This window comes from Leptospira limi (assembly GCF_026151395.1).
GTDB lineage: Bacteria > Spirochaetota > Leptospiria > Leptospirales > Leptospiraceae > Leptospira_A > Leptospira_A limi.
Genome location: NZ_JAMQPV010000002.1, coordinates 105,373 through 121,075, shown reverse-complemented (window position 1 = coordinate 121,075; position 15,703 = coordinate 105,373). Strand labels below are relative to the sequence as shown.

The following is a 15,703-nucleotide window of genomic DNA, read 5'->3' as shown; positions in this document are numbered from 1 at the left end:
TGACTCCTTGATATGGAAATGTTACAGAAATGGCGAAATGAGGTCAATTATAAACAGTGTTCAGCTTCATGTAGACACCAGGATTTTTCTTGATGTACTGGATGGCGTCTTCTTGGGAAAGCACATAGAGTTCTGTCCCTGGCCAAGCAACGAAACTGAAATGTGAAGGAAGGCCTTTTGTGAGAGAATAAATTTCTCCCACAAAATCCCCTGCGCCAAGTTCCCTGATCGTTTTGTGGTTTTGCATCACCACAACGGTGCCCGAACGAACAATGTAGGCATTTTGGAAGGTTTGGCCCTCTTCAATGAGAACTGCTTCCTTTTTCACTGTTTCAAGCTTCAAAATGAGTTCCAGTTGGGTGACTTGGTAACTGGTGAGACCTCGGAAGGTTTGGGATTCCGTGAGGGTTTTCCAAGTATTGGTCTCGCGGATACTGTTTAGTTTGATTAGGTTTTCGTGGAGTTTGGATCCACGGATGAACTGAAAAAAACGTGTTTTTTCAATGGTGAGGGCAAGCACGTCGGTTTCCGCATACACATCCGCCTGGCGCACAGTGTCGAGGATAAGCGATGCTTCACCAAAGTATTCATAGGTTCCGTATCGTTTGACAGCAGAGTGGTCACTGGAGAGTCCTTCAAACCTTACGTTCCCTGATGCGATGATAAAAAATCGATCTCCATGGGTTCCTTTTTTGATGATTTGTTCCCCACGTCGGAATCGTTCTTCTTTGACAATTTGTAAGAACTCTTTTGCTTTTTCGATAGGGAATCCAGAGAAGATATCAATCTGTGATAAAATTTCCAAAAGTTGGAAAGCCTCTTGGTGTTTGGGAGGAGTGATCTCCGGATACAAAGTATTCTCTATACCAAACTTAGCAAGTGTTAGATGGTTTCCGGCAGGCATATCCTTAGCTGCAATATGGTATACGGTAATCCGTTTTTGTACTTCTTCCGGAAGGGATGCCAAATAACTGATTTTGGTGTGAAGGGGAGGGACTCCTGCTTCGTGGTAAATGATTTTACGATCCCATGGAAAGTCTTTTAGGAACTGGTATCTTGTTTCAGGCAAGACACCTTTTTTGTACATATCTTCAAAGGCTTCAGGGTCGTTTAAATGGTCTGAAGTATAATAAAAAGATTGGTCTTGGAAAAAGAATTCGAACCCAACGGATGGAATGGAATGCAGTGCATAATGAAAATAAAACTCACCACCATTGATGATTGTGGGTCTACCAATGACTACAGGGATAAAATCAAATAAATCAGTGATTTCTTTTCGTGGAATCTTTGTTAGACTGCAATATTTTTTGAGGAAAGATTCCATTACGGTTGCTGTTGCATAAATAGTGATTTTGGATTCTTCTAATATTTTTTGGAAGGTTCCAGCATCATGGTCTGCGTGGCAGTGTGTGAGAATGATGGAGTTGATGAACTTGGGATTGACATTTGATTCGCGTAACCACTCGGTTGAGTTTACAGGTGGATCGACCATAATCCCTTGTCCATTTAACCAAATGATAAATCCAGATGTGTTGTCTGTAGGATCAAATCCATGTGATGGTCCAAGGCATGTGATTCCAATAAGAGGTGGCTGGAATGGTTCTTCCAATCGTTTACCAATATCGTATTTGACATGGAAATCCACTTCACCAGGGATTTTGATTTTTTTCTCTCCATCCACAACTAGGAATTCGTTTGAAGGCAGTTGTTCGATGGTGATGCCACCAAACTTTGCTTTGTGGGAGTCATCAAATAAAACAAACTCTACCACCTCTTCCATCGTTTTGTAACTACGAAAGTATGCCATTTCTGCTTTGATGTCGGGAAAACCAAAACTTTCTGCACCATCTATGAACTCGGAAGATAAGTTTACTTCTTGTGGTCCCATCAGGGATTCCCCAAGAACAATGGTTAGCTGTTCTTTTTGTTCTGCGGAACAGATGATGAAGGTTTTTTTGCCACCACGAAAGAAAAAATTGAAGTAAATGGGGAATTCAAGTTCGGCAATCGAAATGCCTTTTTCCACATGGAAGAACTTGTTTGGGAGGACAAACACCAGAGGGGTCTTTTTTTCGAGCCCCATGGTGTCCTTAATTGTCTCAGGAGGGGATCCAAATTGGATGTACCCTTCTGATGTATCGACTAAATATCCCCCTCTAGGGAGTGCTGTAAAACCATTCGGTTCGGAACTGACCATTAGGGGATAATTTATTTCCTACTTGTGATTTTCTATAAATTTTTTAATTTGCGGTTTTGGTAAAGCACCAATTGCTTTGTCTACTAAAACTCCATCTTTATAGAGTAGAAGGGTAGGGATGGATTGGATTCCCAACTCTTGCGCTGTCTTTTGGTTGAAATCAACATTGAGTTTTGTAATTTTGATATCCGCCATTTCTTGCGAAAGTTCGTCAAGAACAGGAGCCACCATTCTACATGGTCCACACCATTCTGCCCAACAATCTACTAAAACCACGCCATTTGCAGTTTCTGCTTTGAAATTGGCGTCATTGATTTCTGTAAGTGCCATATTTCGAAATCTCCTTTTGAAACGTATAACCTTTCTATAAACTAGACTGGATATTCTAGGGAAAAACGTCGATTATTGTTTCTTTTTTTTCTTTTTATCGTCGGATTCGAGGTCGGCAATCTTTTGTTGGAAGGACTCAATGAGTGTTTTGGTTTTTTCCAAATCCTCTGTTTCACCAGTAATTTGGAATATTTTACGGTTCATCTCCAACATTTCCACAGAATGTTTCAAATCTGTGGAATCTTGTGTTGACATTTCAAATTTGGAACGATAGTCCTGGGCGGCTTGGTTGGCAAGTTCGATGATGAGGTTAAAATGTTCCTTACGGATATAATAATAAGGATTTTCTAAATCTTGTTCTTTTTCATACGCGATAAAATCAAATAAATTCTTTGTACAAGCGGCTACACGGAAATTGATATCAGGCCAAGACCATTTCCATTTCGAGTTTGTACCAAAGGCTGATACTGTTTTTTTCATCGCTTGTAGTAAACCTTTGATGAGGTTTAGCCGTTGGGTTGGTGTGAACCTTTCTATTTTGGAAAGTTGTTCTTTGTTTTCGGATAAAGAACCATCCACATTATTCCCTACAGTTTTTTCAATGTAGGAAATGCAGTTATAAATCTCTTTTCGTGCAGTTTCTAAGTAGTTATTATTATTGATCTCTAAAATGGCAGTGGAAAGTTCATTGATCACAATACACGTGTTAATGGTTTTGATGGAATTGATCGCAAGGGATATATTAAAATAAGGTTCCATATCCTTACTTTTTTTGGCTTGTACTTTGAAAATATTGGCTTCTTTTTTTAACTCTTCGAGGTAGTTTTTGAAATCTACCAATTTGTCATTGAAGTCAGCTTTTTTTTCCTTCGTGATTGCCATGTCTGGTTTCATTTTCGGCAGAAAGACCTGGTTTTGTCCATAAAAAACGTCGACCTGGACTAGAGTTTGCCGAAACTGGAATAGAATGGACAATACCCCCCGCAAACGAAGGGACCTGCTCGATTTACTCGACACCTACAAATACATGAACCAGGCAATTTTCTGGGATTTTTTGGATTTGGATGGTCGTTGGGATTTTGCCAATGGTTGGTTGCACCTAAACCACCCTGAGGACGAGTGGAGGGTTCGTGCATCGGAACAATTCCCCCCCATCCGCCCAGAAGGCACAGACCACTAAATCCGTTCTTTTTAAAGACTCAATTCAATCAATCGATCGAAACAATTTCGTTTTTGGGATTCTTTGGAAATGGAATGACAGGAAAAAGAGAAGGGCAGTTGTCCTCTCCAAGACTCGTGTTTAGCCCTGGAGGTTGGAACAGAAGGAAATGTTTGGTTAGTAGGTAATCTTTAAATCAGAGATATCGATGAACTTACGGAATAACAAACTGTTTGTTGGTTTTTTTGTATCAAACACGAGAACCGCTACTTTGTTAAAACTGAGGAAATTTGGTCTGTACTGAGTGTAGTGGTGGCTTGTAATCGTTGTCTTGTATTTGTTATTGTAAATCGTATACGTGTGTTTGGGTAACGTTTCGTGTACTTGTCGCTTTTTTTCATCAGCAGTTTGGGCCACGTAGTTATAAATCACTTGTTTTTCTTTTGTAGGTCCAGTCTCACCAAACAGAGTGAAGGGGAGTGCCTTCGCATTGTTTTTACAAAGATAATCGACTACTTCAGTGAAGGTAGGTTCTGGCATTTCTGCTTCAAAACCAGCATAATGGCGTTTTTCCATTTCTGCTTTTTTCTTAGCATATGTTTCTTCACCCCAAATTTCTTTCGCAGTGAAAGGGGTTGGCATGATATTAGAAAAGTATAATGTTCTTTCGTCTTTTTCAGGGTCTGCTTTTCGCCAAGCTGGATAAGGAACAAGCCTTCTTTCATCTTGGTTCACTCGATCCCCTTCAAAACCAGCTAATACAAAAATCGAATATTCATTGTCTTCAGGAACTCTTGATTCCAATTCCACTTGGACATCTAAAAATTCGCCTTTCCCTGTGTCTGCATGTCGTCTAACAAAACTTACGTTCTTTAAACGGATCCTTGCATCATACATGGATAGAGGATACAAGTCCCTGTTGTCCTTGGAAGACGCAGCGGAAACTTGTGTCCCTTGTGGATTCCCTGATTCTTGGGCAAGGAGTGCACAAGTGAGGAGGGTGAATGAAAGAGCGAATATTGTTTTGTTCATGTTCCGACTACCAATTTGGTTTATACAGTTAGTATCGAAGAAATGCCCTAGAAAAATTAGGGAATTTAGGCTTTTTTCGGCCGATTGTTCTCATCCACGAACACAACTTTTGGTTTGTAGTCGCTTGGGAGGTCCTTTTCTTCTACTTGGCCATAGGTGATGATGATGACCTTGTCCCCTTTCATCCCTAGCCGTGCTGCAGCTCCATTCAAACAAATGGTCCCCGAACCCCTTTCTCCCACGATGAGGTAGGTTTCGAACCTGGCACCGTTATTCACGTTCACCACACTCACTTGTTCATACGGTTTCATTCCAGCCAATTCCATTAAGTCTAGATCGACAGTGAGACTACCTTCGTAGTGGAGTTCAGCCTCGGTAACGACGGCTCTATGGATTTTGCCTTTGCAAACAGTGATGATCATTCTGACCTCTCAAATAAAACTCTAAACATTTTGCCCGATAGATTCAAAAGGCTTTTTTGTACAAGGACGTGGATTTTCGTATTGATCCTTGCGACCGAAAACGGAATGGAATCAAATAAGGGTGTAACGACATAATTTTCATATAAATTGGGATAATGTCGGTTTTCGTCTACCACTCGTCCCCGGAAGGCTTCCACAACTTTCATCATCACTCGTTTTTCTTCCTTAGAAAGGATGAGTCCATCGATTGGTTTTAGAAAACGTAAGGCAAAACCTTGGATCCCGTTCCCTTCAATTTTCGGAACCACTTCAATATGGCCTTTCTCTTTTAAATACAAAAGGGCTTCGTTCAGTTTGACGGGGTAGGGAGAGTCTTCTAAGTGGATATAGTCTCCTCTTGTGATCATCTCCGCATGTTTTTGGAAATGAACACCATCCGAATAGTAGAGGAGCTTCGCCAAATCCAAGCGGGCTCTTCCATTCGGTGATTTTTCGAGGATCCAAAGGATCGCATGCAAAAGTTTCTCCATCAAAAAGGACTACCTTCCTATCTGTTTCCTTCGATTGTATCGTACCAACGATACTTGGATTTCCAGGAAAATGCCAGGAAAAATCGAAGAGAATCCATGCTCTTTTTAGAACACAGTCCATGTTTGACAGGGGGCATAGGTGCGAAAGCGGAAAATCTTTTGGTACCAGAGGTGAGACTTACGGAACTTGGTGTGGACTTTGTCAGTCTGCCAAGAGGTGGTGATTTTACCGCCCATGAACCAGGACAAATTGTCGGTTACCTCCACATTGACTTAAAAAAAAGGGGCTTAAGTTTAGGAGATTTTTTGCGAAACTTGAACGAAAGTTTGGTGGTCGCCGTAAAAGATACCTGGGGTTTAGAAGTGGAAGAGAATCCAAAGTCACCGGGTTTGTATACGAAGGAAACGAAGAAAAAACTGATCTCAGAAGGGATTTATGCCAAATCTTATTTTACAAGTTTTGGTTTTGCCTTAAACGGAATCAATTCCCTCTTTACCTTTTCTCTCATCAACCCTTGTGGGGCAAGGTCAGAGGACATGGTTTCCTTATCTGCCTTGGGACTTTCCGAAGGGTACCCTGAGAAACGAAAAGAATTTGTGTACCGATTCTCAAAACACTTCCTTTCCCTTCTCCCATAACCTCGAATTTCTTATGTCCTTTTTATGGATTTGGCCGAAAAGTAAAAGGGGGATCCATGAAATATTCACGTTTTTTTCTATCCTTTATACTCTTTTTTATCCTCTCGGAAACCCTTGCGCTGAGTGGGGTGGTTTGGACATTTTATGAGTCCTTACAAAATGCACTTGTCCAAGAACAGTTTATTTCTGACCACAGAGCAAGGGACTTAAGCCTTGCACTCGCAAAAAGTGCCGAGCAAAGATTGAATAACGATGGTTATGTGGAAATTGAAAAGATGTTCCACCGTTATGTAGAACAATCAAAAAATGATCCAGAAGAGTTTCGTTTTTTAAAGATAAGTTTGTATGCTCCTGATGCTACATTACTTGTTTCCACTGATACAATTTATACATTGGAAGAACTCCGAAAACGAAAACCTGATGAAGAGTTAGCTAAATCTACATTCTTTCGTAAAGGCATTCGGATGAAAAAATGGGAATGGTCGGAACCAGAAAATGGTGAAAATCCCATTCTTAATTCCAAACGAGATCCGAAAGTTCGGGATGGTTTTGAATGGGTTTTAAACTACCTTCCATTAGCAAAATCAAATACAGTTCGATTGACAACACCATTGTACAAACCAGGTACTTTGGATGTATCGGGACTTGTGATCCTTGTGTATGAACGTGGGAACTTAGGTTTATTATTTCAAAACCAATGGAAACTTGTGGAATGGATGGTATTGAACTACTTACTGATTGCACTTGTTGTGAGTTTACTCCTAACTGGGGCATTTGTTGTGTATTCCTTAGTCCTCACAAAAGACCAGTTAACGGAAAAAGAATCAGGGGAAACCTTGCCTCTTGTTCAGAAAAAAACATTAGAACCAGTGGAAAGTTCCATCCAGGCCGTGAGTGAATTGCAGGAAGAAAATCCATCTATAGAAGGTAATGCAACTATCCCTTCACCTGATGTTGAAGTACTGCCTGGTGGACCGGTGATTGACCAAATGAATGATCGGCCAAATGAAACAAATACAGTTAGAGATGCAATTTTCTTAGGATAAATTATGGAATCAAAAGACAAAGTATTTTCCATTCAATTAAAAGGTGGTTTAGACGGAAGTAGTGCTGATGATTTTTATCGTTACTTCGAATCACAATTGAACAAAGGGTATCGAAAATTTTTATTCCAATTAGGATCACTTGAATTCATCACATCGAATGGAATTAGTACCCTTGTCAAAATTCACAAACAGATTGTGAAATCAAATGCAGTGTATGCGATTTATGGATTAAAATCGGAAGTAGAAGATGTGTTAAAATTGGTAGGTCTTTTTGATAAATTTCCTATCTTTCGAAGTCATAATGCGGCTGAATCCTTCTTATTGCAGATGGATGTGTCTGGTATCGAACCAAGTGTAAAAGAATCATCTTCCCATTCACAACCTTCGGATCACAAAAAAGCGGGAGAGGAAACAAAATCAGAAACTAACAAAATCCGATTTTATTTTTCAGGGAAGTCGAGAGAAGAAAGAAAATCAAACCTTGGAAAGGAACCTGTTTCAACCTTAGAATCTTTGAAAGACGAACCCGTGGAAACTAAAGCCACTCCTTCCCCTATGGAAGTTGTACTCGAAGAAAAAATAAACCAACTCCGATTGGAAATCAAAGAATCATTAAGTTCCGAATTGGAAAGACGATTTTCCCATTATAAATCAGGGACTTCGGTAGTTGAGTCGACCCAATTGGATAAAATTCCAAATTACATCCAATCGAAAACCAAACAATTGGAGACTGTCGAAAGGATCATCCAATGTGAAGTGTGTGGGACAAGGCTAAGGTTATTTAAATTTGGTAAACATGAATGTCCAAGTTGTAAAACGCAGTTCCAATTGAGTCCCAATGGTTCTATCCGTTTTCTTGAAAAATTAAATCCAATCTAAAATCTGGTCGTATGACAAACAAAGTCCCAGGGAACGAATCGAGTACAAAACGATCCCTTGCTTTATCTTTTTATACATTCTTATCAAGAATTTTAGGGCTCATTCGTGACCACTTTATGGCTGTTAGTTTCGGAACAGGAATGGTAGCGTCTGCCTTTAGTGTTGCCTACAGACTACCCAATATGTTCCGAAACCTCCTGGCAGAAGGAACCTTAAGCCAATCCTTTATGCCTATTTTTTCAGAGTATGAAAAAATGGGTGTGATGGAAGCTCGTGTGATGGCAGGAACTGTCCTTAGTTTTCTTTTCCTTTGTTTGTCACTCTTTGTGGCCTTTTTTTGGTTGTTTGCCGCTCAGTTTTTACCCACTCTTGTGGGTGGTACTCCCGAATATGGGAATCTGGTCGTAGAACTTTCGTTAGTTTTATTTTTTCTCATCATGACAGCAAGTTTATCTTCGATTTTTATGTCGATTTCGAACTCACATCATAAATATTTCGTACCTTCATTATCCCCGATCATCCTTAACTTTAGTTATTTGGCAGTATTTTTCTTTGTGTTTCCCTTTTACCATGAAATTAAGGACAGAGTGTTTTACCTTGCCTACGGGATTGTTTGTGGTGGGGTATTACAATTACTTGTGCAAGGATGGTTTGTTTACAAGAACGGATTTGGTCCCATCTTTCGTTTGGATTTCAAACACCCAGCCATCAAAAAAATTTTTAAACTCATGTTACCTGCTGCTCTTGGCGGGAGTTTTTACCAAATTGGGCTCCTTGTGGATATCTTTCTTGCCAACTACATACAAAACCAAAACCCAGGACTTGGTGCTGTTGTTAGTTTAGATTATTCCCAGAGACTCGTCCAACTCCCCACAGGGATCATTGGGGTTGCTCTTGCGACTACCATCCTTCCTTCACTACTCAAAGACTTAAGAGAAGGAAGGGAAGAAAATGTACCGAAAGAAATTGCGGATGTATTATCATTTGCATTTTTTTTAACATTACCAGCAAGCATTGGTTTGGCGGTTCTTGGGGAAACGGTTTTGGATTCTATCTATTACGGGGGACGTTGGGACCATCTTGCGACACTCACCGCATTTTTCCCACTCGTGTTTTATTCACTTGCGATCCCATTTTATAGTATCAACAAAGTGTTAGTTTCTTCCTATTATGCTTTTTCCGATACAAAAACTCCACTTCGTATTCAATTGATTTCTTTTGTCTTAAGTGTGGTTGTGAGTATTAGTTTGATGTTTTTTCTAAAACATTCAGCCATTGCCCTTGCATCCGCCCTAAGTGCAATTGTTACCTCATCTCTTTTATTGTATTATTTAAAAGCACACCAAGTGAGAATTCCTTTTGTGACTGTTGGGAAACGAATTTTGAAAATGGTACCTGCACTCTTTGGACTTTTCTTTTGGCTTTTGTTTTCAGAATGGGTGATCAAACCAAACTTACAAAATTGGGGAAACAATACCCTTAGTCTTAGTTATGCGAATCTAAGTCGATTGAGTTTATCTCTTTCGATGGTTCCTGCGGTTATTTTGTATTTTGGAATCGCTACCTACACCGGCCTTTCGGAATCCGAAATCATCATGGGTAGGTTCTTACGAAGGTGGAAACAAAAAAAGGAAAACAAATAAAAAACCTGCCATCCGTATCACAGTCGACAGGTTCTATTCTCATCTGAGCTTAAGTTGAATATTTAAAAATCAATCCCCTAACTTTATTTAGGGGAAAGTTTTGAAACCACTTCCTCACAACGTTTGCACAAAGTTCCTTCTTTTTCTGAAACATGGCGCCAACATCTTGGGCATTCTTCGTGGTGAGGTTTTCGAATTTGAATGGTTCCCGTTTCTCCTTTCCATTCCGAAAATACTTCACTGATTTCTTTCTGGTCAAAGGATACTTCCGATACCACAAAGAATAAACTCAGGTCGTCTTTGGTAAACTTTGTGTCTTTTAAAGATCCACCAGAAAGTAATACTTCTGCTTCGAGAGACTTACCAAGTTTTCCGAGTTTCCTTGCTTCTTCTAAGGCTTTTTGGACATCTTCCTTTGTTGCAAACACAGGTTTGAATTCGGATTCAAGGGATTCATCCACCCATCTTGTTAGGTCAGAAAAATCAGTATAAAAAACAGAATCTTTTTTCCCAAAGGTTGACCATACTTCTTCGGTTGTAAACGAAAGGATAGGTGCAAGGAGTTTGGAGAGCACTTCCAAAATCACAGCGAGTGTGTATTCAGAAGAACGTCTTGTTTTGGATTCTTTTGCATCACAATACATACGATCACGAATGATTTCAAAGTAATCTTGTGATAAATCTACCGTACAAAACACAAGTACCTTGTGGTACACTTGGTGGAACTGGTAGGTTTCATATAGTTTTTTCACTTCTTCATTGAGTTTTGCTAGTTTGTGAAGGTAGTATCTGTCAATGGTTTCTAGGTCATCTTTTTTCAGATTCCATTCAAGTGTTGTCGCACTTGTATTTCCTAGTAAATACCGGAAGGTATTACGGATTTTACGATAGGCTTCTGAGACAGTTTTGATCGAATCTTTTCCGATTTTCACATCATCCCTGAAGTCTTGCGTGCTCACCCAAAGACGTAAAATATCTGCACCATATTGGTTGATGATATCGGTTGTTGGATTGATTACGTTGCCAAGAGACTTGGACATCGCATGTCCTTTTTCATCCAACACATACCCATGGGTGAGAACGGATTTATAAGGGGGAGTTTTACGAATGGCCATCGATGGCCAAAGTGAAGATTGGAACCAACCTCTATGTTGGTCCGAACCTTCCAAATACAAATCAGCTGGTTCTTTTCCAATGGAATCACCAAACACAGCAAAGCTGGAAACACCAGAATCAAACCAAACATCTAGGATGTCTTTGTCTTGTTTGAGGTCATCTGATCCACATTTGTTACATTTTGTCCCTTGTGGAAGTAAGTCTTTTGCTTCCTTTTCATACCAAACTTCGATCCCTTCTTGTTTCACAATTTGAATGAAGTGTTGGATGGTTTTGTCATCCAAATGGGTCTGTCCACAAGACTTACAAGTAAAGGAAGGGATCGGTACTCCCCAATTCCTTTGTCTCGACAAACACCAGTCAGGTCTTGACTCCACCATGGAACGAATCCTTGTGATCCCCCAATCAGGAATCCATTGCACTTTGTCAATGGCCTTCAGTGATTCTTCACGGAGTCCATTATGGTCGATGGAAAAAAACCATTGTGGAGTGGCACGGAAGATGAGTGGTTTTTTACTCCTCCAACTATGAGGGTAAGAGTGAGTGAATTCAGAAAAATGGACTAGGGCATTTTTTTCTTTTAAGAGTTCGACTATCTTTGGATTTGCATCCCAAATTTTTACACCCTTCATCATTTCAAATTCGTCCGTATAACGGCCGTAATCATCTACTGGGGAAAGGGTAGGAAGTCCTGCTGCTGTTCCCACACGATAATCGTCTGTTCCATGTCCAGGAGCAGTGTGTACACAACCTGTTCCTGCATCCAGTGTGACATGGTTTCCAAAAAGTGGAATCGACTCACGATCTAAAAATGGATGGAGGAATACCATTTGTTTTAAGTCGGCATTGGATAGGGATTTGATTTTGGTAAGAGTGATCCCTGTTTTTTGTTCCACTGCTTCTTTTAATCCATCAGCAAGAATGAGTCGGCCATGACTGTCTGATTGGAAAAGAGAATAGGGAAGTTCTTCGTTAAAACAAATTGCAAGGTTTGCTGGGAGTGTCCAAGGAGTTGTTGTCCAGATCAGGCAATATGTATCCGTTTCCCCTTTGACAGGAAACTTCACATAGATGGAAGGAGAGACATGGTTTTGGTATTCGATCTCTGCTTCCGCATGGGCCGTTGCCAAATCAATACACCAATATACAGGTTTTTTCCCTTTGTAGATGTAACCCTTTTCAAAAAGAGAACCAAAGACTTCCACAATCCTTGCTTCAAATTCAGGAGCCATTGTGAGGTATTTGTGATCCTCATCCCAAAAACAAAGGAAACGATTTAAGTCTTCTCCTTGTTTGCCAACAAACTCGGCTGCATACTCTCTGCATTTTTTTCGAAGATCACTTGGGCTTGTGTTCCTTGCTTCTTTTCCAAGATTCTTTAACACCTGTACTTCGATGGGAAGTCCATGGCAATCCCAACCAGGGATCATATCCGTTTGGAAACCAGAAAGGGTTTTTGATTTAATGATGATGTCTTTTAAAATTTTATTGAGAGAGTGGCCAACATGGAAATTCCCATTCGCATACGGTGGCCCGTCATGCAAAACAAAGGATGGTTTGTTGTTTCGAATTTCTCTCATCTTTTGGAACACTTTTTCTGTTTTCCAAATTTGGATTTGGCCTGGCTCACGTTTTGCCAGGTCGGCTTTCATGGGAAAATTGGTCTCAGGAAGGAGAACTGTTTTAGAATAAGGATTTTCCGTTTCTGGTTTGGCCATAGTAAGACCAGTGTTTGAACTCTAGGCCAAAGAGAAAACGGAAAAAATAATCAAATTGTTTATAGTTTTACGCGAACTTTCGGTAACTCGTCTCGCAGTCGTGCAACATCAGATTTCTCCAAAAGAGTTTTTTGTAAGATGAGTTGTTTCAAAAAGGAAAGTTTTGCCAAGTTTTTAGGGAGAGTTTTGTACTCTCTCATTAGGCTTAGGTCAAGGATTTCCAAAGAAGGGAGGTTTGCGATCACTTCCACGTCCGCTTCTGTTAGTTGCACTTTGGTTTCGTCTAGTGCCAGGGTTTTTAGATGTTTTAATTTTGAAATGACTGGGGGGATTTCTTTCAGTTCGGTTCTGCCAAGTAGTAATACTTCCAAGTTTTCCAAATTTCCCAGTTCTTCCGGAAGAGTAGTGAGGGGGTTTCCAAAAAGATTGAGAATCTTAAGCTGTTTTAAGTTACCAATCTCTTTTGGTAATCCAGTGAGTGAATCGTATTGGAGGGTAAGTTCTTCTACGTTGTTTAAGTTTCCAATCGAAGTTGGTAAAACACCTATTTCTTTATTGGAAAGATTGAGGACTCGCTCTTCCTTGTGTTCTTCAAACCAAATGTTTGCATCCACCACTTCCTTTTTACAACCAAAGGAAAACAAAACTGCTAGGAACAAATAATAAATGGGAAAAACATTCAACTTCATAAGACCAGAATTTTTACTTTAAATATTTATTATAGCCAAATTCCAATTCGCGGATGATAAACTGAATGTAATCCATTTGGTCGCGGTCGGATTTATACAAACTGGCTTCTTTACGATAGTATTCTGCAAGTTGTGTGCGAAATAAAATCGTACGAAAGTCTGCTTTGGAAAGGATGAGTTCCTTGGACCGGTTTTTTAATTGGATGGCTTCCGGAATTTTCATCACCACAGAGATTTGTAAAATCGCATGTTCGATTTCAGCGACAATTTTGTTAGTGTCTTTTTTTTGATCCGCGACTGAAAGTTCCAATTTGATATCTTCTACACATTCTTCTATGTGGTTACGCAATCGTTTTGTATCGTATACCTTTTCTGCGATGCTATTGAATTTTTTTGGATAGATAAAAGCTTCTGCCACCTTAGCAATCGTAAGTGATCGATTCTCTTTAGGGACACCTGTTTTTTGTTTTTCTAGATTTGGTTTTGGTTTTCCATCTTTTCTATACAAATAACCCAATATCAGTCCAAGGAAAAAACTGAATAAAAATCCACTGCCTATGTATTCCAAACTTCCAATCAGTAGGGAAATGACAGTGACAATCGAGGCCAATGTTAAAAAACTAAAGACTCCAATAGGGACATGGAATTTTTCTTGCAAAGCAGAGAATGAAATCCTTGGTTCTTTTGGAGTTTCCGCAATTTCTTCTGTATCTACTTCTTTGGATACATCTTCTATATCTGCTTTGTCAATGGATACGTCTGATCTGTTTTTTAAGATGATTCGGATTTGGTCGAGGATGGGAAGTTCGTTTCGGTATTCGGAATTTGTTTTTGCTAAAAGTAGAGTGTTTTCTTCTACTTTGGTTAGATACTTTTGGTCGAGTGCAAAGAGGACATGGAAATCTTCTTCTTTCATTTCCAAACAACCATACGTATCAGATAAAGTTTTTACTATTTTATCGATGGCCATTTTTTTTTCTGAATCGGATTTTATATTTAAAGTTTTGATTTCGGCGACTAAGTTCAATTTGGTGAGAGTAACTGTGTTTTTTGTGTTTTCTTCGATTTTTGTGCTTAATAATTGGATCAGAGAAAATAATTCGTCTTCTGCATCTTCTTTTTTTTGTTCGGTAAAAAATCGAGAAAGTTTGTTTAAAATGATGATACTATCTTGGATTCCATTTTTGACACGCATTGATTCTTCGTTTGTAATTTTATCAAATGGAAAATCTCCCAGTAAGGAACTTAATTCTTGGATGTAGTTTTGTGCTGAATTCAAAAGTTCTTCTGTTTTTTTAGGAAGTTTTGTTTCGAGTTCAATTAGTTTTTCTAAGTAACCTTCATATTTGTTTTCTTTTGCGAATCGTTTTAGGTAAGGAAAGGCGAATTGTTTGAGTCCATCCAATTGTATTGCTAAATGTTTTACGTATTCAGGGTGATGCGAACTATTTGGTAATACAAAATGGTATCCCGGTACAATCTCAACCAATTTGGCAGTTTCTTTCCCTCTGGTAACAACATCTAAAATAAAATCTTTTGTTGGTAAAGGTCCAAACGGTTCCATACTCGAACGAAGGATCATTTCCAACTCCGATTCAAAACTTAGTTTTGTTGGGAAAAAGTATAAATTCCCTTTTTGATCGGTTCTTAGTAATATACTCCCTGGATTTTCTTCTTCTAGGATGAGATCACGATTTGATCGATTCTTTAGTAAGATATCCACCAAATCAATGCTATATTTAAAACAAGACCTGCGAAAGGGAACTACATCTGTTTTTTCCTTGGATTGTGGAGAGATAATACTCAATCGAAACACTAATTTTTGATCCACAAGTAAGATAAATGGATAAAAATATACGACTGGTTCTTTATTGTGTTCAGTGAGTCCCGCTAATTCTTTTAGTGCTTCTTTGATTGCCACATTGGTTTTGTGTGTTTCGGTTAATTGGACTTGTTTGGATAAAAGTTCTGGAATGGAATCCAAAGTGAGAAATAAGGTAGGAGTGATTTCTGCACTTCCATGCATTTCCAATCGTCTGTGGCGTACACGTAACTCTTCTAAAATCGCTTGCGAAGTAAGGGAATAACTCGCTATATTTTTTGGTAATGAGATAAAGTATGAAGGTTCTGAAACATTGTTTGAAAGAGAACTTTCTGTTTCACCGAAATCTGAGATTGGTTCCAAAATGTACCTGCTAAGACACAAGTTTACAGGGGATTTTCCGAACGGCAAGAGAGAAAGTAAAAACCAAGGATAGAAAATGAAAGAATTTGAAAGATTCTACGACTCAGTTTGTGGACCA

14 protein-coding genes are annotated in these 15,703 nt (G+C 39.3%); 5 read left to right on the top strand and 9 right to left on the bottom strand.

Features of this window, described 5'->3' with window-relative positions; all coding sequences use genetic code 11:
• Window positions 1-43: 43 nt before the first annotated feature.
• From ND812_RS14120 to ND812_RS14110, 3 genes are all read right to left on the bottom strand, one after another.
• Complete coding sequence (locus ND812_RS14120) at window positions 44-2,197, bottom strand: cAMP/cGMP-dependent 3',5'-cyclic-AMP/GMP phosphodiesterase (protein WP_265376056.1); 2,154 nt, start codon at window positions 2,195-2,197, stop codon at window positions 44-46.
• 18 nt (window positions 2,198-2,215) lie between these two features.
• Window positions 2,216-2,527 (bottom strand): thioredoxin, encoded by a 312-nt coding sequence (trxA, locus tag ND812_RS14115; RefSeq protein WP_012389260.1) that lies wholly within the window; start codon window positions 2,525-2,527, stop codon window positions 2,216-2,218.
• A gap of 72 nt (window positions 2,528-2,599) precedes the next feature.
• A complete protein-coding gene (locus ND812_RS14110) occupies window positions 2,600-3,409 on the bottom strand; it encodes a hypothetical protein (RefSeq protein ID WP_265376214.1) in 810 nt (269 codons plus the stop codon).
• Between the two features lie 85 nt (window positions 3,410-3,494).
• On the opposite strand from ND812_RS14110, the gene ND812_RS14105 reads away from it, so the two are divergent.
• Window positions 3,495-3,707: a hypothetical protein gene (locus tag ND812_RS14105; RefSeq protein ID WP_100727515.1), complete on the top strand. Its 213-nt coding sequence runs from the start codon at window positions 3,495-3,497 to the stop codon at window positions 3,705-3,707.
• 156 nt (window positions 3,708-3,863) lie between these two features.
• Here the strand turns inward: ND812_RS14105 and ND812_RS14100 are convergent, their stop codons facing one another.
• The 3 genes from ND812_RS14100 to ND812_RS14090 all read right to left on the bottom strand — a co-directional run bounded on the left by ND812_RS14100 (window position 3,864) and on the right by ND812_RS14090 (window position 5,670).
• Entirely contained in the window at window positions 3,864-4,718 is an 855-nt protein-coding gene (locus ND812_RS14100; protein ID WP_265376055.1) for a hypothetical protein, read from the bottom strand.
• A gap of 65 nt (window positions 4,719-4,783) precedes the next feature.
• Window positions 4,784-5,140, bottom strand: a complete 357-nt coding sequence (gene panD, locus ND812_RS14095; protein WP_108958766.1) for an aspartate 1-decarboxylase — start codon at window positions 5,138-5,140, stop codon at window positions 4,784-4,786.
• Window positions 5,137-5,670, bottom strand: coding sequence for a type II toxin-antitoxin system antitoxin SocA domain-containing protein (locus tag ND812_RS14090; protein WP_135592517.1), 534 nt, complete (start codon window positions 5,668-5,670; stop codon window positions 5,137-5,139). Before ND812_RS14090 ends, panD begins: the two co-directional genes overlap by 4 nt.
• Here ND812_RS14090 and lipB point away from each other — a divergent pair.
• The 4 genes from lipB to murJ are packed head-to-tail and all read left to right on the top strand — an operon-like array spanning window position 5,653 to window position 9,877.
• On the top strand, window positions 5,653-6,309 hold the full coding sequence (gene lipB / locus ND812_RS14085; RefSeq protein WP_265376054.1) for a lipoyl(octanoyl) transferase LipB: 657 nt from the start codon (window positions 5,653-5,655) through the stop codon (window positions 6,307-6,309). The genes ND812_RS14090 and lipB overlap by 18 nt on opposite strands.
• A 56-nt stretch (window positions 6,310-6,365) precedes the next feature.
• Entirely contained in the window at window positions 6,366-7,355 is a 990-nt protein-coding gene (locus tag ND812_RS14080; protein WP_265376053.1) for an LIC_12071 family protein, read from the top strand.
• A gap of 3 nt (window positions 7,356-7,358) precedes the next feature.
• Window positions 7,359-8,234 carry an STAS domain-containing protein gene (locus tag ND812_RS14075; protein ID WP_265376052.1) on the top strand — a complete coding sequence of 292 codons (876 nt, stop codon included), beginning with the start codon at window positions 7,359-7,361 and terminating at the stop codon, window positions 8,232-8,234.
• Window positions 8,235-8,245: 11 nt separating this feature from the next.
• Complete coding sequence (murJ, locus tag ND812_RS14070) at window positions 8,246-9,877, top strand: murein biosynthesis integral membrane protein MurJ (RefSeq protein WP_265376051.1); 1,632 nt, start codon at window positions 8,246-8,248, stop codon at window positions 9,875-9,877.
• Window positions 9,878-9,960: 83 nt separating this feature from the next.
• Here the strand turns inward: murJ and ileS are convergent, their stop codons facing one another.
• The 3 genes from ileS to ND812_RS14055 are packed head-to-tail and all read right to left on the bottom strand — an operon-like array spanning window position 9,961 to window position 15,585.
• Window positions 9,961-12,711 carry an isoleucine--tRNA ligase gene (ileS, locus tag ND812_RS14065; RefSeq protein ID WP_265376050.1) on the bottom strand — a complete coding sequence of 917 codons (2,751 nt, stop codon included), beginning with the start codon at window positions 12,709-12,711 and terminating at the stop codon, window positions 9,961-9,963.
• A 59-nt stretch (window positions 12,712-12,770) separates the two neighbouring features.
• On the bottom strand, window positions 12,771-13,400 hold the full coding sequence (locus ND812_RS14060; RefSeq protein WP_265376049.1) for a leucine-rich repeat domain-containing protein: 630 nt from the start codon (window positions 13,398-13,400) through the stop codon (window positions 12,771-12,773).
• Between the two features lie 13 nt (window positions 13,401-13,413).
• Window positions 13,414-15,585 carry a hypothetical protein gene (locus tag ND812_RS14055; RefSeq protein WP_265376048.1) on the bottom strand — a complete coding sequence of 724 codons (2,172 nt, stop codon included), beginning with the start codon at window positions 15,583-15,585 and terminating at the stop codon, window positions 13,414-13,416.
• Window positions 15,586-15,703: the final 118 nt, after the last annotated feature.

Bases quoted from the DNA above. Each gene is read 5' to 3' on its own strand.
- ND812_RS14120 (WP_265376056.1), bottom strand. From the start codon at position 2,197: ATGGTCAGTTCCGAACCGAATGGTTTTACAGCACTCCCTAGAGGGGGA.
- trxA (WP_012389260.1), bottom strand. From the start codon at position 2,527: ATGGCACTTACAGAAATCAATGACGCCAATTTCAAAGCAGAAACTGCA.
- ND812_RS14110 (WP_265376214.1), bottom strand. From the start codon at position 3,409: ATGGCAATCACGAAGGAAAAAAAAGCTGACTTCAATGACAAATTGGTA.
- ND812_RS14105 (WP_100727515.1), top strand. From the start codon at position 3,495: ATGGACAATACCCCCCGCAAACGAAGGGACCTGCTCGATTTACTCGAC.
- ND812_RS14100 (WP_265376055.1), bottom strand. From the start codon at position 4,718: ATGAACAAAACAATATTCGCTCTTTCATTCACCCTCCTCACTTGTGCA.
- panD (WP_108958766.1), bottom strand. From the start codon at position 5,140: ATGATCATCACTGTTTGCAAAGGCAAAATCCATAGAGCCGTCGTTACC.
- lipB (WP_265376054.1), top strand. From the start codon at position 5,653: ATGCAAAAGTTTCTCCATCAAAAAGGACTACCTTCCTATCTGTTTCCT.
- ND812_RS14090 (WP_135592517.1), bottom strand. From the start codon at position 5,670: ATGGAGAAACTTTTGCATGCGATCCTTTGGATCCTCGAAAAATCACCG.
- ND812_RS14080 (WP_265376053.1), top strand. From the start codon at position 6,366: ATGAAATATTCACGTTTTTTTCTATCCTTTATACTCTTTTTTATCCTC.
- ND812_RS14075 (WP_265376052.1), top strand. From the start codon at position 7,359: ATGGAATCAAAAGACAAAGTATTTTCCATTCAATTAAAAGGTGGTTTA.
- murJ (WP_265376051.1), top strand. From the start codon at position 8,246: ATGACAAACAAAGTCCCAGGGAACGAATCGAGTACAAAACGATCCCTT.
- ileS (WP_265376050.1), bottom strand. From the start codon at position 12,711: ATGGCCAAACCAGAAACGGAAAATCCTTATTCTAAAACAGTTCTCCTT.
- ND812_RS14060 (WP_265376049.1), bottom strand. From the start codon at position 13,400: ATGAAGTTGAATGTTTTTCCCATTTATTATTTGTTCCTAGCAGTTTTG.